The organism is Methylobacterium sp. 1973 (genome assembly GCF_040545035.1).
Lineage (GTDB): Bacteria > Pseudomonadota > Alphaproteobacteria > Rhizobiales > Beijerinckiaceae > Methylobacterium > Methylobacterium fujisawaense.
In genome coordinates, this window is record NZ_JBEPLA010000005.1 from 173,810 (window position 1) to 196,273 (window position 22,464).

17 protein-coding genes and 1 pseudogene are annotated in these 22,464 nt (G+C 69.7%); 11 read left to right on the forward strand and 7 right to left on the reverse strand.

Going from position 1 to position 22,464, the window contains the following annotated elements; translation table 11 throughout:
• Positions 1-62: 62 nt before the first annotated feature.
• Positions 63-1,394, reverse strand: coding sequence for an NAD(P)/FAD-dependent oxidoreductase (locus tag ABIC70_RS12080; protein ID WP_043355729.1), 1,332 nt, complete (start codon positions 1,392-1,394; stop codon positions 63-65).
• Between the two features lie 131 nt (positions 1,395-1,525).
• Positions 1,526-2,173, reverse strand: a complete 648-nt coding sequence (gene maiA, locus ABIC70_RS12085) for a maleylacetoacetate isomerase (RefSeq protein WP_043385141.1) — start codon at positions 2,171-2,173, stop codon at positions 1,526-1,528.
• Between the two features lie 140 nt (positions 2,174-2,313).
• Here maiA and moaB point away from each other — a divergent pair, with 140 nt between their 5' ends.
• On the forward strand, positions 2,314-2,871 hold the full coding sequence (gene moaB, locus ABIC70_RS12090; RefSeq protein ID WP_043355725.1) for a molybdenum cofactor biosynthesis protein B: 558 nt from the start codon (positions 2,314-2,316) through the stop codon (positions 2,869-2,871).
• Between the two features lie 85 nt (positions 2,872-2,956).
• On the opposite strand, the gene ABIC70_RS12095 is transcribed toward moaB, so the two are convergent.
• Positions 2,957-4,405, reverse strand: coding sequence for an amino acid permease (locus tag ABIC70_RS12095; protein ID WP_043385144.1), 1,449 nt, complete (start codon positions 4,403-4,405; stop codon positions 2,957-2,959).
• A 134-nt stretch (positions 4,406-4,539) separates the two neighbouring features.
• Positions 4,540-5,070: a hypothetical protein gene (locus ABIC70_RS12100; RefSeq protein WP_081948715.1), complete on the reverse strand. Its 531-nt coding sequence runs from the start codon at positions 5,068-5,070 to the stop codon at positions 4,540-4,542.
• 157 nt (positions 5,071-5,227) lie between these two features.
• Here ABIC70_RS12100 and ABIC70_RS12105 point away from each other — a divergent pair, with 157 nt between their 5' ends.
• Both ABIC70_RS12105 and ABIC70_RS12110 read left to right on the forward strand, forming a co-directional pair.
• Positions 5,228-6,343 carry a PA0069 family radical SAM protein gene (locus ABIC70_RS12105; protein WP_354439779.1) on the forward strand — a complete coding sequence of 372 codons (1,116 nt, stop codon included), beginning with the start codon at positions 5,228-5,230 and terminating at the stop codon, positions 6,341-6,343.
• 267 nt (positions 6,344-6,610) lie between these two features.
• Positions 6,611-8,712: pseudogene (locus ABIC70_RS12110) on the forward strand (methyl-accepting chemotaxis protein).
• Between the two features lie 16 nt (positions 8,713-8,728).
• On the opposite strand, the gene rnhB reads toward ABIC70_RS12110, so the two are convergent.
• From rnhB to ABIC70_RS12130, 3 genes are all read right to left on the reverse strand, one after another.
• Complete coding sequence (rnhB, locus tag ABIC70_RS12120; protein WP_043385177.1) at positions 8,729-9,328, reverse strand: ribonuclease HII; 600 nt, start codon at positions 9,326-9,328, stop codon at positions 8,729-8,731.
• 167 nt (positions 9,329-9,495) lie between these two features.
• The gene (locus tag ABIC70_RS12125) at positions 9,496-10,542 is read right to left on the reverse strand and encodes a glycosyltransferase family 4 protein (RefSeq protein WP_043355708.1); all 1,047 of its coding nucleotides are present in this window, start codon (positions 10,540-10,542) and stop codon (positions 9,496-9,498) included.
• 10 nt (positions 10,543-10,552) lie between these two features.
• Positions 10,553-11,350 (reverse strand): UDP-2,3-diacylglucosamine diphosphatase, encoded by a 798-nt coding sequence (locus tag ABIC70_RS12130; protein ID WP_502916020.1) that lies wholly within the window; start codon positions 11,348-11,350, stop codon positions 10,553-10,555.
• 537 nt (positions 11,351-11,887) lie between these two features.
• Here ABIC70_RS12130 and ABIC70_RS12135 point away from each other — a divergent pair.
• The 8 genes from ABIC70_RS12135 to ABIC70_RS12170 all read left to right on the forward strand — a co-directional run bounded on the left by ABIC70_RS12135 (position 11,888) and on the right by ABIC70_RS12170 (position 22,378).
• Entirely contained in the window at positions 11,888-13,096 is a 1,209-nt protein-coding gene (locus tag ABIC70_RS12135; RefSeq protein ID WP_043385155.1) for an aminotransferase class V-fold PLP-dependent enzyme, read from the forward strand.
• 103 nt (positions 13,097-13,199) lie between these two features.
• Positions 13,200-14,141: a D-2-hydroxyacid dehydrogenase gene (locus ABIC70_RS12140; protein WP_043355704.1), complete on the forward strand. Its 942-nt coding sequence runs from the start codon at positions 13,200-13,202 to the stop codon at positions 14,139-14,141.
• 234 nt (positions 14,142-14,375) lie between these two features.
• Positions 14,376-15,239: an NADP-dependent methylenetetrahydromethanopterin/methylenetetrahydrofolate dehydrogenase gene (locus ABIC70_RS12145; protein WP_043381233.1), complete on the forward strand. Its 864-nt coding sequence runs from the start codon at positions 14,376-14,378 to the stop codon at positions 15,237-15,239.
• A 14-nt stretch (positions 15,240-15,253) separates the two neighbouring features.
• Positions 15,254-15,898, forward strand: coding sequence for a methenyltetrahydrofolate cyclohydrolase (gene fchA / locus ABIC70_RS12150; protein ID WP_043355701.1), 645 nt, complete (start codon positions 15,254-15,256; stop codon positions 15,896-15,898).
• A gap of 237 nt (positions 15,899-16,135) precedes the next feature.
• Positions 16,136-17,314 (forward strand): malate--CoA ligase subunit beta, encoded by a 1,179-nt coding sequence (locus tag ABIC70_RS12155; RefSeq protein ID WP_111473641.1) that lies wholly within the window; start codon positions 16,136-16,138, stop codon positions 17,312-17,314.
• 15 nt (positions 17,315-17,329) lie between these two features.
• The gene (sucD, locus tag ABIC70_RS12160; RefSeq protein WP_043355698.1) at positions 17,330-18,220 is read left to right on the forward strand and encodes a succinate--CoA ligase subunit alpha; all 891 of its coding nucleotides are present in this window, start codon (positions 17,330-17,332) and stop codon (positions 18,218-18,220) included.
• Positions 18,221-18,508: 288 nt separating this feature from the next.
• Entirely contained in the window at positions 18,509-21,259 is a 2,751-nt protein-coding gene (locus ABIC70_RS12165; protein WP_053609022.1) for a phosphoenolpyruvate carboxylase, read from the forward strand.
• Positions 21,260-21,406: 147 nt separating this feature from the next.
• Complete coding sequence (locus ABIC70_RS12170; protein WP_043355694.1) at positions 21,407-22,378, forward strand: HpcH/HpaI aldolase/citrate lyase family protein; 972 nt, start codon at positions 21,407-21,409, stop codon at positions 22,376-22,378.
• Positions 22,379-22,464 lie beyond the last annotated feature (86 nt).

Here is a 22,464-nt window from a genome sequence, read left to right on the forward strand (position 1 = left end):
GCTTCCTTTCTGTGTCACGCCCGGTCCGCCCGGGCGCCCGTCCTCGGTTCGTGGGGCGACGGTCAGTGCAGCTTCACCCGCGGCTCGGTGCGTCGGGTCAGCGCGCGCGCCAGGGTGTCGAGGACCGTCTTGGCCGTGCCGTGGAGCGCCCGCTCGTGCATCTTGTAGAGCGAGCGGTACATCATGCGGGCGAACAGGCCGGCGATGAGCATGTTCTTGCCGCGGACGAACCCCATCAGGCTGCCCACGGTCGAGTACTCGCCGAGCGAGACCAGCGAGCCGAAATCCTTGTACCGGAACGGCTTCAGCGGCTTCCCGGCGATCTTGGCCGGGATCTGGCTGATGAGGTGGCTCGCCTGCTGGTGGGCCGCCTGGGCGCGGGGCGGCACCGGCGTGTCGGAGCCGGCCTCCACCAGATAGGCGCAGTCGCCGATGGCGAAGATATCCGGGTCGCGGGTCGTCTGCAGCGTCGGGGTCACCACCAGCTGATTGGTCCGCGTGGTCTCCAGGCCGCCGATGCCCTGCAGGAAGGGCGGCGCCTTCACCCCCGCCGCCCACACGACCAGCTCGGACGGGATGAAGGTCCCGTCGGCGAGCTGGACGCCGTCGGCGCGCACCTCGGTCACCCGGGCCTTCACGCGCACGTCGACGCCGATCTTGTTGAGGAGCTGCATCACCTCGGCCGAGAGGCGCTGCGGCACCGCCGGCAGGATCCGGTCCGCGGCCTCCACCAGGGTGATGCGGATGTCCTTGCCCGGGTCGATCTTGTCGAGCCCGGTGGAGACGACGTGGCGCAGCGTCCGGTGCAACTCGGCGGCGAGTTCGGTTCCGGTGGCGCCCGCGCCGATCACCGTGACGTGGAGCTGGCCGGGCCGGACCGGGCCGACCTGGGTGTGGGCCCGCAGCGAGGCGTTCACGAGGCGCTGGTGGAAGCGCACCGCCTGCTCCTGGGTGTCGAGGGCGATGGCATGCTCGGCGACGCCCGTCGTGCCGAAATCGTTCGTGGTGGAGCCCACCGCCATCACCAGCGTGTCGTAGGGGACGGCGCGCTCGGGCGTGACCTCGCGCCCTTCCGCGTCGTGGCTCGCCGCGAGCTGGACCGTGCGCGCCTCGCGGTCGAGGCCGGTCATGCGCCCGATCCGGTAGCGGAAGCCGTGCATGTGGGCGTGATGCAGGTAATCCACCGCGTGGTGGCCCACATCGAGGCTGCCGGCCGCCACCTCGTGAAGCAGCGGCTTCCAGATATGCGTCCGGGCGCGGTCCACGAGGGTGATGTGCGCGCGCTTGCCGCGCCCGAGTTTGTCGCCGAGCTTCGTCACCAGCTGGAGGCCGGCGGCGCCGCCGCCGACCACCACGACACGATGCAGGCCGGACTCGTTCTCGACGGATGCCATCGACACTCTTTCTTTCCCCGGACCGGGATTAATCGCCGGCCTCCTTACACGGCTTGGGCCGCCGAATTCCACAACCGCTTGTCGCGGCCCCAGGTCACCAGCGCGGATTCACGCGCACGCGTGGCGTGCGATCACGCCGACGGGGCACCCGGCTGACGCAACGGGTGTGCCTCCGCGACAGCGGGCAGGTCGAGGCAGGCCTCGGCGATTCGCGCGACTGTCGGGTAGGCCGCCGTGTCGATGCCGAAGATGCCGGTCCCGACCCAGAGGCTGACGAGGCAGAGATCGGCATGGCTCACCGAATCGCCCTGGCAGAAGCGTCCCGTGCCCGCCTCGGTGGACAGCCGCGTCTCCAGGGTCACGAGGCCGGTCGTGAAGGCGTTGCGCAGGAAATCCAGCATCCGCTCCCGGGGCAGACCGTAATGCTCCATCAGGAAGGTGCGCACCCGGGGCACGTAGAGCGGGTGGGTGTCGCACGCGACCACCTGTGCCAGCGAGCGGGCCCGGGCCCGCGCCCGCGGCTCCTCCGGCAGGAGGCGCACGCCGCCCCGCGTCTCCTCCAGGTAATCGAGGATCGCGAGCGACTGGGTGAGCGGCGGCCCGTCGCCGTCGAACAGGGCCGGTACCGCGCCCTGCGGGTTGATCCTCCGGAACTCCGGCTTGTGCTGGTCGCCCGCGTCGAGATCGATGAAGGTCTCCTCGTAGGCGATGCCCTTCAGCTTCAGGGCGATCCGCACCCGGAAGGCCGCAGCCGAGCGCCAGTTGCCGTACATGTGCATGGGGAGCGATCTCCGACGGGATCGGAAGAGCACAGCCGAGTTTGCCGCGCACCGCAAGTGGGACGTGGACGCGGCCGCCCGGGGGCGACAAGCGGCTTCGGCCGGCCCATATCGGTCTTCCGTCCCGGAGAGCCCGCACGATGGCCGATCAGACCGACGCCCGCCGCTTCATCCCCCTGAACATCGCGGTCCTGACCGTCTCCGACACGCGCCGCCCGGAGGACGACCGCTCGGGGGACACCCTGACGCAGCGCCTCACCGAGGCGGGACATCGTCTGGCGGCCCGGTCGATCGTGCCGGACGAGGTCCCGGCGATCCGCGGCCAGGTGGAGGCGTGGCTGCGCGATCCCGGCGTCGACGTGGTGATCACCACCGGCGGGACCGGCTTCACCGGCCGCGACGTCACCCCCGAGGCGCTGGAGCCGCTGTTCGAGAAACGGATGGACGGCTTCTCGGCCGTGTTCCACCGGATCTCGTACGACAAGATCGGCACCTCGACCCTGCAATCCCGCGCCACCGCGGGGGTCGCGCACGCGACCTACGTGTTCGTGCTGCCGGGCTCACCGGGCGCCTGCCGGGACGCCTGGGACGGGATCCTGGCCCAGCAGCTCGACTACCGGCACCGGCCCTGCAACTTCGTGGAGATCATGCCGCGTCTCGACGAGCACCTGCGGCGCGGGGCCAGCATCGCGGTGTGAGGATGAGCCTCAGTCCGGGCCCGCCCGCGGCGGCCCGGAATGACGGGATCGTCATGGAGGATCGTGAGGGGCCGGTCCGTCTGACCTACGCCGCGTTCCCCTCCTTCCGGCGCAGGACCGAGTGCTTGCGGCCGTAGAAGAAGTACACGACGAGGCCGATCGCCATCCAGATCACCAGCCGCAGCCACGTGTCGAGGGGCAGGCCGATCATCAGGAGCAGGCAGAACAGGATGCCGAGGATCGGCACGACCGGCACGGCGGGGGCCCGGAACGGCCGCTTCATGTGGCGCTCGGTCCGCCGCAGGTAGAGCACCGAGCCGCAGACGAGGATGAAGGCGGCGAGCGTGCCGATGCTCACCATCTCCCCGAGGATGTGGATCGGCACCAGGGCCGCCACCACGGCGACCACGGCCCCGATCAGCGCCTGGCTGCGATACGGCGTCTGATAGGTCGGATGGACGTGGGAGAACATCTTCGGCAGCAGGCCGTCCTGGGCCATGGTGAAGAAGATCCGGCTCTGGCCGTAGAGCAGCACGAGGATCACCGTCGTGAGCCCGGTCAGCGCCCCGAGCTTGATCAGGAGGGCGAACCAGCCGATGCCGATCACGTCGACGCCCTTGGCGATCGGGTCGGGGACGTTCAGCTCCTTGTAGGGGACGAGGCCGGTGAGCACGGCGGCGACGAGCACGTACAGGATCGTGCAGACCGCCAGCGAGCCCAGGATGCCGATGGGCATGTCCTTCTGGGGCTTGCGCGCCTCCTGGGCGGCGGTGGAGACCGCGTCGAAGCCGATGAAGGCGAAGAACACCACGCCGGCGCCGCGCAGGATGCCGCTGGCGCCGAAATGCCCGAAGGTGCCGTCGTTGTCGGGGATCAGCGGGCTCCAGTTCGCGGTGTCGACGTGGCCCCAGCCCAGTGCGATGAAGGCGACCACCACGGTGAGCTTCACCGCGACCATGATGTTGTTGAAGCGCGCCGATTCCTTGGTCCCGCGCATCAGCAAAATCGTGATCAGCGCCACGATCAGCACCGCCGGCAGGTTGAACAGAGCCGTCCCGCCGCCGTCGATCGGCGTGCCGGGCGCGTTCGCGAACTGGGCCGGGATCACGATCCCGACGGTCTTCAGGATGCTGATGACGTAGCCCGACCAGCCCACCGCCACGGTGGCGGCACCCATGGCGTATTCGAGGATCAGGTCCCAGCCGATGAGCCACGCGAAGAACTCGCCCAGCGTCGCGTAGGTGTAGGTGTAGCTCGACCCCGCCACCGGGATCAGCGCGGCCATCTCGGAATAGCACAGGCCGACGAAGGCGCAGGCGATGCCGCCGAGCACAAAGGACAGCATGATCCCCGGTCCGGCATACTGGGCCGCCGCCGTGCCGGTGAGAACGAAGATGCCGGCGCCGATGATCGCCCCGATGCCCATCGCGGTGATCGAGAGGGCGCCGAGCGACTTCGAGAGCTGCTGCTCGCCCTCACCGCTCTCGACGATGTCGTCGACCGATTTGCGCCCCATCAGGCCCGACGATTCCATTGCACCATCCTTCCAGGTCGAGCCGGGTCAGCCCGCTTCCACAGATGTAGAGTCGGCGAAATTTCTGCCGCGCTTCAAGTGTTGTAGAGGCGGACTGACCGACAACAACGAGGGCCAGCGCAAGATTCTGCCGGTCAGGCGCGTTCGATCCGGGCGATCAAGGGCCGGACTTTGAGGCGCGCCGCGAACGGGCCGCCGCTCCGCAGGGCCTCGCGCCGGACGACGTCCCCGGCCCGGGCCTGCCGGGCGCCCATCACGCTCTCCAACCGGCCCACGAGCCGTTCGAGCCAGCCCGCGGCCGTACGGTGCAGGCGGCCGAGGGCCGTCTCCGGCCGCGCCGTCCCGACGAAGCGGTCGAGGGTGCGGATCCAGCCCTCGGCCGGAACGTCCCCGGCCTCAAGGCACAGGATCCAGTCCCGGCGGGCTGCGGCAGCGCCCGCGGCGTAGGGATTGCCGCTCCGGTGCAGCACGAGCGTCGCGCCCGTGGCCTCCGCGACGGCTGCCACGGCTTCACTCTCGCTGCCCGAAACGATCACCGCGTCGCCGATGAGGCCGCCGGCCACGCCGGAGACCAGCACGCTGAGCGTGTCGGCCAGGCGATCGATCGCGTCCGGATCGGCCGGGTCGGCCAGATAGGTCACGGCGGAGAGCATGAGCGCGCGCATAGACGATTCTGCGCCGCCGTAAACCGCCCGGCCGCCGTCGGGCGGCCGTGTCGCTGTCCGGACAGGCGACAAAGCTGTGTCTGCCTGAAAAAGAGGCGTTCGGCCGCCGGCTGTTCGCTCTATGTTCCGAGCGGGATCGGGCAGGAGACGAGTCGCCATGGTGTCGATACCCGATGACGTCTCGGGCCGGCCCGCCCAGCGACTCGGCCCGAGCGGCGTGCCGCGGGATGCTCGGCGCGGGCGTGGTGCCACGGCCAATCCCACCGGCCGCCACGAGCCGGCCCGGCGAGAGACGTTCCACGAGGAGACCGGGATGGCGGACGCGCCGGCGCCCCTGCGCACGCAGGTCACCCCGGAGCGCTCCACGCGGATCATCGCCCGCAACAGCTCGCCCGACATCCCCTTCGACCGGTCGATCAACCCTTATCGGGGCTGCGAGCACGGCTGCATCTACTGCTACGCGCGCCCCACCCATGCCTGGCTCGGCCTGTCGCCGGGGCTCGACTTCGAGTCGCGGATCTTCACCAAGCCGGACGCCGCAAGGCTGCTGACCCGCGAGATGGCCGCGCCGGGCTACCGGCCCGAGACGATCGCCCTCGGCACCGCCACGGATCCCTACCAGCCCGTCGAGCGCGCGCACCGGATCACCCGCGCGGTGCTGGAGGTGCTGCGGGACGCCCGACATCCCGTCAGCATCACCACCAAGTCGGACCTCGTGCTGCGCGACCTCGATATCCTGGCGGCGATGGCGGCGGACAATCTCGTGCTCGCGGCGATCTCGTTGCCGACGCTGGATCCGGACCTCGCCCGCCGCCTCGACCCGCGGGCGCCGCGGCCGGACAAGCGGCTCGCGGCGATGCGCGCGCTGAGCGCGGCCGGGGTGCCCGTCATGGTCAACGTCTCGCCGATCATTCCCGGCCTGACCGATCACGAGATCGAATCGATCCTGGCCGAGGCGCGTGCGCACGGGGCGAGTCGCATCGGCCACGCGCTGCTGCGCCTCCCCGGCGAAGTCGCCGACCTCGTGGCCGACTGGTTCGCCGAGCACTATCCGGAGCGCAGGGCGCGGGCCTTCGCACTCCTGCGGGAAGCCCGGGGCGGGCGCGAGAACGACCCGCGCTTCGGCCACCGCTTCCGCGGGGAGGGGGCCTACGCGGCGATGATCGGCCAGCGGGTCCGGCTCGCCGGCACGCGACTCGGCTTCGCCTTCGGGCGGATGGCGCTGAACCGGGATTTCTTCCGCAGACCGGGGGCACAGTTGTCGCTGTTCTGAGACGGCGCGGCGTCGAGCCCGGCTGGCCAGGATCGTATGAGTGGAGCGCCTGCCGGGCCAGATGAATCCGCCGTCGGTGCAGCAGCTTATCGATCATCCATCTCCAATTCCGCTGGAAATGGCGACGTACCGCACTCGTCGCGTCAATCGGGACTTCGATTGCGCGAATACTCGGCTTGTTGACTCTAGGTTTAATCTTAATTGCCAAAATACATATTTCAATTGAGTCTTGAATTCGAGGTTGACAGCAAAGATCTTTTGTCATCTATGAAGTCGTTTTCTAGGTTTTCATTGGAAAGGACTTACGCGTTGTCTCGATATTCCAGATTTTCAATAGGATCAATTATCGGATTAGTATTGCTGAGTATGGGAGTAATGCTGCTTGCCGTGCGTACAGACACGCTCCTGAGCGCTGTGGAGCACGCGCGAGAGGGGCAGCGCGTCGTCACGCTCACGCGGGTCAGCCGCACGCTGCTCCGGTCGGTGATCGCGACCCGCATGGCGCGGGGCATCGTTCAGAAGGTCCTGGCCGTCGAGGGTCCGATCTCGGTGGCCGATAGGGCGGATCAGCTGTCCGAGCGGCAGGCCCTGATGGACGCGGAGACGGAATTCTGGACCCTTGTGCGCGACCTCGCCGTGCCGTCGGTCCAGGCGACGCTGGAGCCGCTTCGGAGCGCGCAGGCGACCTTGGCGGCGCTGAGGCCACAGATCGACGCGGTCGTCGCGCTCCCGAGGGAACGCCGCGATGCGGCGTTCAGACAGACCTTCGACACAGCCGTCACGAGCCTCCTCAACGCCTTCGCGGCAACCAACGCCGCGGTGGACGCGGCCATCCCGCGCCGGGACACGGCGGTCGCGCAGGCCCTCGACATCAAGCGTGCCAGCTGGGCGACGCGGGTCGCACTCGGCAATTCCTGGCGCCGTATGGAAACCTCGGTGGCCGCCAAGGCGTCTTGGTCGCAGGAGGAGATCATCGCGGCGGCCGAGGAGCGGGGTCGCCTGATGGCGGACTGGGGTAAAGTCGTCGACCTGTTCACGGAAGACGTCCCGGTCGCCCTGCGTGCCGCCTTCCAGAAGGCGCAGGCCAGCAACTTCGAGGGCGAGTCGGCGCGGCGGCGCGTCGCGATCACGGACGCGCTCAGCCGGGGCAGGGCGCCCGGCATCGAGGCCGATGCGTTGCGCGCGCGCGACATCGCCGACGGGAGGGCGCTTCTCGATCTGGCCCACGCGGGTCTCGACGCGATGATCGACCGGGCCCAGCTCCTCGCCGCCGAGTCGCAGCGCGCGCTTTTCGGGGCCGTGCTGTTCCTGACCGCAGCGGTCCTGCTGGCGGTCGGCGGTATCGTCATCGTGTTCCGTTGGGTGCTCCGGCCGTTGCGGGCCATGACCCAGGCCATGCAGGCGCTCGCGGGAGGAGACGCCGACGTGCCGATCCCGGCCCGAGAGCGGCGGGACGAGATCGGCGCGATGGCGGCGGCCGTGCAGGTCTTCCGGGACAACCTCGTCCGCACCCGCGCCCTGGAGGCCGAGGCGGCCGAGGCGGCGCTGGCCGCGGAGGCGCAGCGTCGGAGCATGACGCTCACGATGGCGCAGGGTTTCGAGTCGGCGGTGGCCGGCATCGTCGGTCAGGTCTCCGCCGCCGCGGCCGAATTGCAGACCACGGCCTGGCAGATGACCACGACCGCCCAGCAGACCGCCAGCCAGTCCGATACCGTGGCCGCCGCCGTGGAGGAACTCGGCACCTCCGTCCAAGAGATTGCGCGCCAGGTCCAGGGCTCGTCCGAACTGGCGCGGGCCGCCGTCGGCGAGGCCGACCGGACCGCCGTGCTGGTGGCCGCGCTCAACACGGCGGCCGCCCGGGTCGACGCGGTGGTCGAGCTGATCGCCGGCATCGCCGCACAGACGAATCTGCTGGCGCTCAACGCCACCATCGAGGCGGCGCGGGCCGGCGAGGCGGGGCGGGGCTTCGCGGTGGTCGCCACCGAGGTGAAGGACCTCGCAGCCCAGACAGGCCGCGCCACCGAGGAGATCGGGCGGCAGATCTGCGACATCCAGACCGTCACCGGTCAGGCGGTGGAGGCGATCGGGACGATCACCGGCCGGATCGGGGAGATCAGTGCGGTGGCCGCCGCGATCGCGGCGGCGGTGGAGCAGCAGGGGGGGGCACGCAGGAGATTGTCCGCAACATCACGCAGGTCTCTACGGGGACGCAGGAGGTGACCGGCACCATCGCCGGGGTTGCGCAGGCAGCCGACCAGACGGGGCGCGCGGCCGACCACGTCCTGACGGCCGCGACCGCGCTCACGCGTCAGTCGGAGCAGCTCGCCGTCGAGGTCGGTCGCTTCCTGGCCGGCGTCCGGGCTGCGTGACCCCTGGGGGCCGGGATCAGTCGAAGGCCCGGGTGAAGCTGAGCCGGTGATGCGGACTGCGGCCGAGTTGCGTCAGGCCGGCGCGGTGGACGGCCGTGCCGTAGCCGACGTTGCGCTCCCAGCCGTAGCCGGGATGGCGCTGAGCCAGGCGCCGCATCAGCCGGTCGCGGAACACCTTGGCGACGATCGATGCGGCGGCGATCTGCGGCACCAGCCGGTCGCCGCCGACCACGGCGCGACCCGGAAGGCCCGGCAGGGCGTCGCGCCCGTCGACCAGCACGGGCGCGGCGAGGCCGAGCCGGGCGACCGCCCGCGCCATCGCATCGAGGGTTGCGCCGCGGATGTTGATCTGGTCGATCAGCGCCCGGGAGCCCGCCGCCACCGCGACCCGGGCATGGGTGTGGATCATGGGGGCCAGACGTTCCCGGGCCGGCTCCGGGACGCGCTTGCTGTCGTCGAGGGCGCCCAGCAGGTCGGCGGGGATCGCCGCCGGATCGAACCAGACCGCGGCCACCACGACCGGCCCACAGAGTGCGCCGCGACCGACCTCGTCGCAGCCGATCACCGCCGGGTAGGCTGCGGCCCGGTTGGGATCGAAGGGCGGCCGGCCCGCCATCGGCTTGGTCGGCGACGTGGCGGCGACCGACTTGCCGACCGACTTGCCGACCGACTTAACAGTCGACTTGGCAGGCGATTTGGCGATGGGCGGGGCGGACGGCTTGGCGGGCGGCTTGGCGGGCGGCATGACGCCGTCCTGCCATCCCGCGCGGGCGCCGTCACGGGTCAGGCGGCGTCCCGGGTGCCGCGCGCGCCGCCATGCGCCTCGATGATATTGCCGAAGAACTGCCGCGCGCTCACGTCCCAGCCGCAGCGCAGGGCCTCGGCCCGGCACTCGGCCCGCGACAGCCGCAGGGCCGCCAGCGCGGCAGCCCGGAGATCCTGATCGAGAACCCCGACGCGGCGGCCGCCGACCACGTCGTTGGGGCCCGGCACCGGGAAGGCCGCCACCGGAAGGCCGCTTGCCAGGGCCTCGAGGAGCACGATGCCGAACGTGTCGGTGAGGCTCGGGAACACGAAGACGTCGCAGGCGGCGTAGACCGCCGCGAGGTCCGCGCCGGTGCGGGTGCCGAGGAAGCGCGCCCCCGGCGCGAGACCCTGCAGCCGCGCGCGGTCCGGCCCGTCGCCCACCACGACCTTGGTGCCGGGCAGGTCGAGGGCGAGGAAGGCGGCGACGTTCTTCTCCACCGCCAGCCGCCCGACATAGAGGAACAGCGGCCCGGGCAGGTCCGCGAGTTCCGCCGGCACGGGCGTCCCCGGTCCGGCGGGCCGGAACCGTTCCGTGTCTACGCCCCGGGTCCAGCGCATCAGCCGGCCGAATCCCCGCGCCGCCAGTTCACCCTGGAGCGAGGCGGTGCTGACCATCGTTCCCCGCGCCGCGCCGTGGAACCGGCGCAGATAGGCGTAGGACCACGCTTCCGGCACCGGCGCGCGGGCCGCGAGATATTCCGGGAAGCGGGTGTGGTAGCTCGTCGTGAACGGCAGGTTGTGCGCCAGGCAATGGCGCCGCACGGCCAACCCCACGGGCCCCTCCGTGGCGATATGCACGTGGGTCGGCCGTTCCGCCGTCCAGCGTGCCGCCACCCGCTCCCGGCTGGCATAGGCGAGGCGGATCTCGGGATAGCCCGGGAGCGGCAGCGACCGGAAATCCGCCACGGAGAGCAGGGCCGTCGCGAAGCCGTGTTCCGGGGCGCGGCGGACCATCTGCTCCAGGGAGCGGACGACGCCGTTCACCTGGGGATGCCACGCGTCGCTGGCGATCAGAAGCTTCACGGCGGTGCCCTCAAGCCACCGCGCGCCGGCCCGCCAGGGGTTGCGGCACGGCCTCGGCCGCCTGCGCCCGCAGGAGGCTCGGATAGTGCAGAACCTCGATCCGGCCGTCGTAATGCTCCACGAGACCGGTGCAGGATTCCACCCAATCGCCGGTGTTGAGGTAGCGCAGGTCGCCGATCGGCCGGTCCGCCGCATGGTGGATGTGGCCGCAGATCACCCCGTCGGCACCCTGGCGGCGCGCCTCCTCGGCCAGGATCGTCTCGAAGCGGCCGATGAAGCTCACGGCGTTCTTCACGCGCAGCTTCGCCCAGGCGGAGAGCGACCAGTAGGACAGGCCGAGGCGCCGCCGCACCTTGTTGATCAGGGTGTTGAGGGACAGGGCCAGGGTGTAGGCGCCGTCGCCGAGATGGGCGAGCCAGCGCGAGTGCCGCACGACCATGTCGAACTGGTCGCCGTGGATCACGAGGTAGCGCTTGCCGTCCGCCGCCTCGTGGATCGCGGTCTCGGCCAGCTCGATGCCGCCGAAACTCGTGCCCACATAGTCGCGCAGGAACTCGTCGTGGTTCCCGGGCAGGTAGACGATCCGCGTGCCCTTGCGGACCTTGCGCAGGAGCTTCTGCACCACGTCGTTGTGCTCCTGCGGCCAGTACCAGCCCGAGCGCAACTGCCACCCGTCCACGATGTCGCCGACGAGATAGATCGTGTCGGCGTCGTAATCCTTCAGGAACGACAGGAGCAGGCCGGCTTGGCAGCCGCGCGTTCCGAGATGCAGGTCGGACAGGAACAGCGTCCGCACGCGGACCGGCATCTCCTCAACCTCGGCCACGGCAACCCTCTCCCGGCGGCTGAACGGTGCCGGGATCCAGAGCGCGATCCCATCTCAGTTTGATGACGCGGAGTCCCGGCGGGGCCACCCGTCCGCGTTGCGGCGCCGCAAAGCATCTCAACCGGACCTCGGCTTCGTTGCGCCGCACAAAAAATTTTTTTGCCAAGTTCTGGAAGTTTTTCCGGTTTTCCTTTCGAGCTTCGCCCGCTCATAATACCAGGAACCGGCGGCTCGGCACGAGTTCGGCCGGACCTTGACAGGAAGGCGGCGAGGACGGCCCTGAGGCCGTTGGACGGGACGGCATTTCGGAGGCGACCGGCGCGCGGGGGCGTGCCGCGACGCGAGCGGCGTGAGGCCGCCTGCCGCTCCGCGGAGGCCCCCCGATCACGGCAGAGGATGGCGTTCGAGGGGGCGCGGCGCGAGCCGCTTTCGACGGCGCCGGACCGACTCCCTGAGGACGCTTGGACAACCCGGCGCGGGTTCACGCCCGCGCACAATGGATTTTTCGGAGGAAACATCATGGCCGCAACCCGGCGCCCCGGTCGCAACCACCTCTTCATTCCCGGCCCTACGAACATCCCGGAGCGCGTCCTGCGCGCCATGCACGTGCCGTCGGAGGATCACCGCTCGCCGAGCTTCCCCGAGCTGGTGAAGCCGCTGCTCCAGGACTCCAAGATGGTGTTCGGCTCGACCGCCGGGACGGTCATCCTGTTCCCGTCCTCGGGCACCGGCATCTGGGAATCGGCCCTGTCCAACACCCTCTGCCGCGGCGACACGGTGCTGACCTCGCGCTACGGCCAGTTCAGCCACCTCTGGGTCGACATGGCCCAGCGCCTCGGCCTCGACGTGGTCGTCCAGGAGGAGGAGTGGGGCACCGGCGCCGATCCGCAGAAGATCGAGGAGGCCCTGCGCGCCGACAAGGACCATAAGATCAAGGCCGTCATGGTCGTCCACAACGAGACCGCCACGGGCGTCACCAGCGACATCGGCGCGGTGCGCAAGGCGATCGACGCCGCCGGCCACCCGGCCCTGCTGTTCGTGGACGGCATCTCGTCGATCGGCTCGCTGCCGTTCTACATGGACGACTGGAAGGTCGACTGCGCCATCGCGGGCTCGCAGAAGGGCTTCATGCTGCCGGCCGGCCTCGGCCTGATCTGCATCAGCCCGAAGGCGCTCAAGATCGCCGAGGGCGGCACCGGCCGCAACGACCGGCTCGGCCATGCCTACTTCGCCTGGAAGGACCAGCTGGCCGCCAACGCCACCGGCTACTTCCCCTACACCCCCGTCCTGCCGCTGCTCTACGGTCTGCGCGAGGCCCTGGCGATCGTGAAGGAGGAGGGGCTGGAGAACGTCTACCACCGCCATCACGTGCTCGCCGAGGCGACCCGTCAGGCCGTGGCGGCCTGGGGCCTCAAGCCCTGCGCCAAGGAGCCGAAGTGGAACTCCGACACGGTCACGGCGATCGTGGTGCCGGAGGGCGCCGACGCCGCCAAGGTGATCATCCACGCCTACGAGCGCTACAACCTGTCGCTCGGGGCCGGCCTCTCGAAAGTCGCCGGCAAGGTGTTCCGCATCGGCCACCTGGGCGACCTGAACGAGCTCTCGCTGCTGGGCGCCATCGCGGGCGCCGAGATGGCCATGATCGATTGCGGCATCAAGGTCACGCCGGGCTCGGGCGTCGCCGCCGCCTCCAGCTATCTGCGCGAGAATCCGCTGCATAAGGCGTAATCGGCGCACGCGATCGGGGCGGGGCCGGGTTGCCGGGCCCGCCCCGACGCGCAAGTAAGAACAAGACTATCGAGGAAACTGCCCGTCGTACGAGAGGGGTCCTATGACCAAGAAGATCGTGTTCCTGGATCGTGAATCCCTCGATGCCAGGGTCCGACCGTTCAACTTCCCTCACGAATACGTCGAGCACGACTCGACCTGGACGCCGGAAGAGATCGTCTCCCGCCTCCAGGGGGCGGAGATCGCGCTGATCAACAAGGTCCCGATGCGGGCCGAGACGCTGAAGCAGCTCCCCGACCTGAAGCTGATCGCCGTCGCCGCCACCGGCACCGACGTGGTCGACAAGGCCGCGGCCAAGGCGCAGGGCATCACCGTCGTCAACATCCGCAACTACGCCTTCAACACCGTGCCGGAGCACGTGGTCGGGCTGATGTTCGCCCTGCGCCGGGCCATCGTGCCCTACGCGAACTCGGTGAAGCGGGGCGACTGGGCGAAGTCCAAGCAGTTCTGCTACTTCGACTACCCGATCTACGACATCGCCGGCTCGACGCTGGGCATCGTCGGCTACGGGGCGCTCGGCAAGTCGATCGCCAAGCGCGCCGAGGCGCTCGGCATGACGGTCATCGCCTACGACGTGTTCCCGCAGGACGGGCTGGTCGATTTCGAGACGATCCTGACGCAGTCCGACGTGATCACGCTGCACGTGCCGCTGACCCCCGAGACCAAGGGCATGATCGGCGCGGCCGAGTTCAAGAAGATGAAGAAGAGCGCCATCCTCATCAACACGGCCCGCGGCGGGCTCGTGGACGAGGCGGCCCTGCTCGAAGCGCTCAAGGACGGCACCATCGCGGGCGCCGGCTTCGACGTGGTGGCGCAGGAGCCGCCCAAGGACGGCAACATCCTGTGCGAGGCCGACCTGCCGAACCTGATCGTCACGCCGCACGTCGCCTGGGCGAGCAAGGAGGCGATGCAGATCCTGGCCGACCAGCTCGTCGACAACGTCGAGGCGTTCGTGGCGGGCAAGCCGCAGAACGTGGTCGAGTAGGCACGACAGGCCCCCTCTCCCGTGCGGGAGAGGGTTGGGGTGAGGGAGGAGAACTCTCCGGATGAGGCACGTCCCTCACCCTGTCCCTCTCCCGCACGGGGGAGGGGGCCCGCGCCTCGCCCGCTATGCCATCTGAAAGCTCGGGCGCACGATGACGCGGATGGGTCGCGCGCTGCGACCGCCCCTTGAAAACAAGACGATAGCGCCGCAGGGCGCGACAGAAAGGTCTGAATCGTGACGAAGAAGCTGCTGTTCCTGTTCGACACCGATGCCGTGCCGAACGTGTTCGACACGGTCGTCGGCTACGACGGCGGCGCCGACCACATCGCCGGCTACGGTGGCGTGAACCCCGACAATGTCGGCGCTCTGGTCGACGGCACGATCTACACCCGTGGCGGTTCCGAGAAGAAGTCGACGGCGATCTTCGTCGGCGGCGGCAGCATGGCGGCCGGCGAGGAGCTGTTCACCGCGGTCAAGAAGCGGTTCTTCGGCCCGTTCCGCGTCTCGGTCATGCTCGATTCCAACGGCTCCAACACCACGGCCGCCGCGGGCGTCGCGCTGGTGGCGAAGGCCGCAGGCTCGCTCCAGGGCAAGAAGGCCGTCGTGCTGGCCGGCACCGGCCCGGTCGGCATGCGCTCGGCCGCGCTGCTCGCCGGCGAGGGCGCCGAGGTCACCATCGCGGGCCGCGCCCTCGACAAGACCCAGGCTGCCGCGGACCAGATCAACAAGCGCTTCAAGGTCAACGTGAAGGCCGCCGCGACCCCCGACGAGGCCTCCCGCGTGGCCCTCGTGAAGGGCACGAACCTCGTGTTCACGGCCGGCGCCATCGGCGTCGAGCTCCTGCCCGAATCCGCCTGGGCGCAGGAATCGTCCATCGAGTTCGTCGCCGACTACAACGCCCAGCCCCCGACGGGCATCGGCGGCATCGACGTGATGGACAAGGGCAAGGAGCGCAACGGCAAGCAGGCCTTCGGCGCGCTGGGCATCGGCGGGTTGAAGCTCAAGCTGCACCGGGCCTGCGTGGGCCAGCTCTTCGAGAGCACCGACAAGGTGCTCGACGCCGAGGAGATTTATTCGCTCGCCAAGTCGATGGCCTGACGGGAGGGACGCCCATGTCGGACACGCAGCAGGCGCCGGAAAACGCGTCCATCCAGACCTTCCTGACGGAACTCGCTAGCGCCGCCCCGACCCCCGGCGGTGGCGGCGCGGCGGCGATCTCCGGCGCCATGGGCGCGGCTCTGGTGTCGATGGTCTGCAACCTCACCATCGGCAAGAAGAAGTATGTCGAGGTCGAGGCCGAGCTGAAGGAAGTCCTGGCCAAATCCGAGGGCCTGCGGGTCGTGCTCACCGGCATGATCGGGGAGGACGTCCAGGCCTTCGACGCCGTGATGGGGGCCTACGGCCTGCCCAAGGCCACCGACGACGAGAAGGCGGCCCGCGCGGAGAAAATCCAGGCGGCCCTCAAGACGGCCTGCGACGTGCCGCTCGCCTGCTGCCGGGCGTGCCGCGCGGTGATCGACCTCGCGGCGATCACCGCCGACAAGGGCAACCTCAACGTCGTGTCGGATGCCGGCGTGGCCGTGCTCTCCGCCTATGCCGGACTGCGCAGCGCGGCGCTCAACGTCTACGTGAACGCGAAGGGTCTCGAGGACCGGGACTTCGCCGACGAGCGGCTGAAGGAACTCGAAGACCTTCTGGCCGGGGCCGGGGCCTTGACCGAGAAGGTCTACGAGGTGGTGAAGACCAAAGTGAACTGACGCCCGCGGCGCTTGATCCTGGCGCCGGCAAACCATCGACAGTCGAGGCCGGGTGCATCATGCCCCGGCCTCGTTGTTTTTGAGTATGCCGCAGCGCAGCATCGAATACGATCCGTGCTGCGACCGCGAAAAAGTCGTCGTCAAGCCCGAGATCAAAAAATTTGACGGGCTTATTCCTTCGACTCAACTAAAGTGAAGGGCATCAACGGCGGCAACGAACCGCGGAGGAGGCGCCGAATGGACGTCCACGAGTATCAGGCCAAGGAGCTGCTTGCGAGCTTCGGCGTGGCCGTCCCGAAGGGCGCGATCGCGTTCAGCCCGGATCAGGCGGTCTACGCGGCTACGGAATTGGGCGGATCCTTCTGGGCCGTGAAGGCGCAGATCCACGCGGGTGCCCGCGGAAAGGCCGGCGGCATCAAGCTCTGCCGGACCTATAACGAGGTCCGCGACGCCGCCAAGGATCTCCTCGGCAAGCGCCTCGTCACCCACCAGACCGGCCCCGAGGGTAAGCCGGTCCAGCGGGTCTACGTCGAGACCGCCGACCCGTTCGAGCGTGAACTCTACCTCGGCTACGTGCTGGACCGGAAGGCCGAGCGCGTGCGCGTCATCGCCAGCCAGCGCGGTGGCATGGACATCGAGGAGATCGCCGCGAACGAGCCCGACGCCCTGATCCAGGTGGTGGTCGAGCCGGCGGTGGGCCTGCAGCAGTTCCAGGCCCGGGAGATCGCCTTCCAGCTCGGTCTCAACATCAAGCAGGTCTCGGCCGCGGTGAAGACGATCATGAACGCCTATCGGGCGTTCCGCGACTGCGACGGCACGATGCTGGAGATCAATCCGCTGGTCGTCACCAAGGACGACCGGGTGCTCGCGCTCGATGCCAAGATGTCCTTCGACGACAACGCGATGTTCCGCCGGCCGGGCATCGCCGACATGCACGACCCCTCGCAGGGCGATCCCCGCGAGGCGCAGGCCGCCGAGCACAACCTCAGCTACATCGGCCTCGAGGGCGAGATCGGCTGCATCGTCAACGGCGCCGGGCTGGCCATGGCCACCATGGACATGATCAAGCACGCGGGCGGCGAGCCGGCGAACTTCCTGGATGTCGGCGGCGGCGCCTCGCCCGAGCGGGTGGCCACGGCCTTCCGGCTGGTCCTGTCGGACCGCAACGTGAAGGCGATCCTCGTCAACATCTTCGCCGGCATCAACCGCTGCGACTGGGTCGCCGAGGGTGTGGTCCAGGCGGCGCGCGAAGTGAAGATCGACGTGCCGCTGGTGGTCCGGCTCGCCGGTACGAACGTGGAGGCGGGCAAGAAGATCCTGGCCGAGAGCGGCCTCGACCTGATCACCGCCGACACCCTGTCGGAGGCGGCCAAGAAGGCGGTCGACGCCTGCGCCACCGCCCAGACGCAGCACTGAAGGGGAGACCGCGCCATGAGCATCCTCATCGACGAGACCACCCCGATCATCGTCCAGGGCATCACGGGCGACAAGGGCACCTTCCACGCCAAGGAGATGCTGGATTACGGCACGAACGTCGTCGGCGGCGTCACCCCGGGCAAGGGCGGCCGCACCCATCTCGGCCTGCCGGTGTTCAACACCGTCAAGGAGGCGGTGGCGGCGACCGGCGCCACCACGTCCATCACCTTCGTGGCGCCCCCCTTCGCGGCCGACGCCATCATGGAGGCGGCCGATGCCGGCCTGCGGCTGGTCTGCTCGATCACGGACGGCATCCCGGCCCAGGACATGATGCGGGTGAAGCGCTACCTGATGCGCTATCCGCGGGATCGCCGCACGATGGTGGTCGGCCCGAACTGTGCCGGCATCATCTCCCCCGGCAAGGCGATGCTCGGCATCATGCCCGGTCACATCTATCTCCCCGGCAATGTCGGGGTGATCTCCCGCTCGGGGACGCTCGGCTACGAGGCGGCCTCGCAGCTCAAGGAGCTCGGGCTCGGCATCTCCACCTCGGTGGGGATCGGCGGCGATCCGATCAACGGCTCGTCCTTCCTCGACCACCTCGCCCTGTTCGAGACCGATCCGGACACCGACGCGGTGCTGATGATCGGCGAGATCGGCGGGCCGCAGGAGGCCGAGGCGTCGGCCTGGATCCGCGAGAACATGTCGAAGCCGGTGATCGGTTTCGTGGCGGGGCTCACGGCGCCGAAGGGCCGCCGCATGGGCCATGCGGGGGCGATCATCTCGGCTGCCGGCGACAGCGCCGCCGAGAAGGCCGAGATCATGCGCTCCTACGGCCTCACCGTGGCGCCCGATCCGGGTTCCTTCGGCCAGACGGTGGCCGACGTGCTGGCCCGGGCGGCGTAGCCGCAGCCAGCCTGCCGCACAGTCTCAGAATGCGGCGTGGGTCCCCCCTCCCGTGCGGGAGAGGGACAGGGTGAGGGATCGGATCCTTCCGGAGAAGGCGCGGTCCATCGGCGTACCGGCGGCGCGCTCGATCCTGAACCATCGCGTCCCTCACCCCGACCCTCTCCCGCACGGAAGAGGGGGCTCGTCGCGCTGGGCACCGGCCGATGCGCATACCTCCCGAGCCGGCGGTGACGACGCTTCGCGCTGAACATCCTCCAAGAAAACCGCGCGCCACGAGGTGGCCTCATGACCCGCACCCTTCACGCACATCCAGGTCTCGTCGACGCGACAGCCTTCGCGCCGCCGGTGATCGTCGGCACCTCGGCCGAGCAGGCGCTGGACATCCTGTTCCAGGCGCTGCTCGATGTCGCCCGCCGGCACGATCCCGACCTCGAGGCGGTCCTGCACGGCACGGCCGACATCTCGCGCTTCTCGCCGCAGATGCTGGCGCGCGCGCTGCAGGTGCAGGGCATCTGGTTCCAGCTGATCTCCATCGCCGAGCAGAACGCCGCGATGCGCCGCCGCCGGCACGTGGAGCGCACGGAAGGCCGTGCCGCGCTCAGCGGCTCCTTCGCCAAGGTCTTCGCGGATGCCCGCCGGCAGGGCGTGCCCCCGGAGAAGATCCAGGCGCTGCTCAGCGACCTGCGCATCCGCCCGACGCTCACCGCGCACCCCACCGAGGGCAAGCGCGTGACGGTGCTGGAGAAGTTCCGCCGGATCTACCTCGTGCTGCGCGAGCTGGAGATGCCGCGCTGGACCGATCGTGAGCGCAACGGGCTCATGAACGAGCTCCGCGACCAGATCGAGCTGGTCTGGATGACGGGCGAGCTGCACCTGGAGAAGGCGACGGTCGAGCGGGAAGTGGCCTGGGGGCTGCACTTCTTCGACGAGACCCTGTTCGAGATGCTGCCCGAGACCCTGGAGACCCTGCACGAGGCCCTCGCCGAGACCTATCCGGGCACGGACTTCAAGGTGCCGCCGTTCTTCCAGTTCGGCTCCTGGATCGGCGGCGACCGGGACGGCAACCCCTACGTCACGGCCGCGGTCACCCGGCAGACCCTGCACCGCAACGCCCTGGCCTCGCTCACCCGCTACCGCGACGGCGTGCGCGAACTGGGCCGGACCCTCTCGCTCACCGAGCGCTCGCTGCCGCTGCCCGAAAGCTTTCACGCGGAACTCGAACGGCAGCTCGCCGAGAGCGGCCAGGCCCGCGCCATCACCCGGCGCAACCCGGGCGAGCCTTATCGCCAATATCTCTCCTGCGTCCTGCGCAAGATCGAGGCGACGATCGCCCGCAACGAAGGTGAGCACCCGTCCGGTCCCGACTACGCCAGCGCCGACGGCTTGATCGAGGACCTGCGCACGCTGGAGCGCGGCCTGACGGAGGCCAAGTGCGGGGCGCTGGCGCGGGATCTCGTCCGCCCTGTCCGGCGCATGGTGGAGATCTTCCGCTTCTCGACGGTCCGGCTCGACCTGCGCGAGAACACCACGCGGACCACCGACACGCTCCATGCCCTCTGGCGCCAGCGCAACGGCGACGGCGAGCCGCCGGCCCTCGGTTCGACCGCGTGGCGCCAGTGGCTCGATACCGAACTCGCCCGGCCCCGTGATCCCGAGCGGTCCTTCGAGGACCTGCCCGACGCCGCCCGGGAGACCCTCGCCACCTTCGCCCTCGTCGCCGAGATGCGCGAGGCCCTCGACCGGGAGGCGTTCGGCGCCTTCGTGCTGTCGATGACCCGCTCGGTGGAGGACGTCCTCGGCGCCTACCTGCTGGCCAAGGAGGCGGGGGTGTTCCTCGACGCGGCCGGGACGGAGATCTGCCCGCTGCCGATCGTGCCCCTGTTCGAGACCATCGACGACCTGCGTGCCGCCCCGGCGATCATGCGGGCGCTGCTCGGCGTGCCGGTGGTGCGCCGCTCCACCCGCTGGCAGGGCGGGGTCCAGGAGGTCATGATCGGCTATTCCGACTCCAACAAGGACGGCGGCTTCGTCGCCGCCAATTGGGAGCTCTACAAGGCGCAGAGCAAGCTGACCCGGCTCGGCGAGGAACTCGGTGTCGGCATCGCCTTCTTCCACGGGCGCGGCGGCTCGGTGAGCCGCGGCGGCGTGCCGACCCATCGCGGCATCATGGCCCAGCCGCCGGGCTCGATCCGCGGCCGGTTCCGCACCACCGAGCAGGGCGAGGTCGTCTCGTTCAAGTACGCCAACCGCGGCACCGCCGCCTACCAGATGGAGCTGCTCGCCGCCTCGGTGTTCGAGCACGCGCTCGCCGGCGACGGCGAGCGGGCGGGCCCCGGCCACGACGACGCCCTGGAGGCGCTGGCCGGCGCGTCCCGGGCGGCCTACGTCCAGCTGCTCCAGACCGACGGCCTCGTCGATTACTTCCAGGCCGCGAGCCCGCTGGACGAGATCGCGCTCCTCAACATCGGCTCGCGGCCGGCCCGCCGGTTCGGCGCCCGCTCGCTCTCGGACCTGCGGGCGATCCCCTGGGTGTTCGCGTGGTCGCAGAACCGGCACGTGATCACCGGCTGGTACGGGGTCGGGTCCGGGCTCGCGAGCTTCATCGACGTGCGCGGCCGCGACGGCGAGGCGACCCTCAAGCGGCTGTTCAACGAATCCCGCATCCTCCGCCTCGTCCTCGACGAGGTCGAGAAGACGCTGATGATGGTCGATCTCGACATCGCCCGCGCCTATGCGGGCCTCGTCCCGGATGCGGCGATCCGGGACCGGATCTTCTCGATGATCGAGGCCGAATACGCACTGACCCGGGAGATGGTGCTGCGGGTGAGCGGCGGCGCGGATCTCGCCGAGCGCTTCCCCCTGTTCCGGGACCGCCTGAAGGGGCGGCTTCCGACCATCAACCAGGTCAGCCGCGAGCAGGTGGAACTGCTCGCCCGCTACCGCGCCGAGACCGACGAGGACCGGCGCGAGGCGGTGAAGTCGGCCCTGCTCCTGTCCATCAACTGCATCGCGGTCGGCTTCGGGGCGACCGGGTGAGGCGGTGCGGGCCTCGCACGTTGAGGGATCGGATCGAAACGCGCCTGCGCGCCCTGTCAGGCAGCTCAGTGCGCGCCATTTGCCGCCGGTGAACGGGGTCCAGCCCCGCAACGGCATCAGAACCGTCACCAGGAGAGAGAATCCAAGATGAGCTTCACCCTGATCCAGCAGGCCAAGCCGCGCCTGCACCGGTCCGAACTCGCGGTCCCCGGCTCCAACCCGACCTTCATGGAGAAGTCGGCGCAGTCGGCCGCCGACGTGATCTTCCTCGACCTCGAGGACGCGGTCGCCCCCGACGACAAGGAGAAGGCCCGCACCAACATCATCCAGGCGCTCAACGACCTGGATTGGGGCAACAAGACCATGATGATCCGCATCAACGGTCTCGACACCCACTACATGTACCGCGATGTGGTCGACATCGTCGAAGCCTGCCCGCGCCTCGACATGGTGCTGATCCCGAAGGTCGGCGTGCCGGCCGACGTCTACGCCATCGACGTGCTGGTCACCCAGATCGAGCAGGCCAAGAAGCGTGACAAGCAGATCGGCTTCGAGGTGCTGATCGAGACCGCGCTCGGCATGGCCAATGTCGAGGCGATCGCCCAGTCGTCGAAGCGCCTGGAGGCGATGTCCTTCGGCGTGGCCGATTACGCCGCCTCGACCCGCGCCCGCTCGACGGTGATCGGCGGCGTGAACCCCGACTTCTCGGTGCTCACCGACAAGGACGAGGCCGGCAATCGCCAGACCCACTGGCAGGATCCGTGGCTGTTCGCTCAGAACCGCATGCTGGTGGCCTGCCGCGCCTACGGCCTGCGCCCGATCGACGGACCGTTCGGCGACTTCTCGGATCCGGACGGCTACCGCTCGGCGGCCCGCCGCTGCGCCGCCCTCGGCTTCGAAGGGAAGTGGGCGATCCACCCGTCGCAGATCGATCTCGCCAACGAGGTGTTCACCCCCTCGGAAGCCGAGGTCACCAAGGCCCGCCGCATTCTCGAGGCCATGGAAGAGGCCGCCAAGGCCGGCCGCGGCGCCGTGTCCCTGGACGGACGCCTCATCGACATCGCCTCGATCCGCATGGCCGAGGCGCTGATCGAGAAGGCGAACGCCATGAAGGGCTGAGGCCGCCCGAACGGCGCGCCAAGCAGCTGCATGACCGGGGCCGGGCTTGCCGGGCCCCGGGGCAGATCAGAGCGGATCGCGGGCAA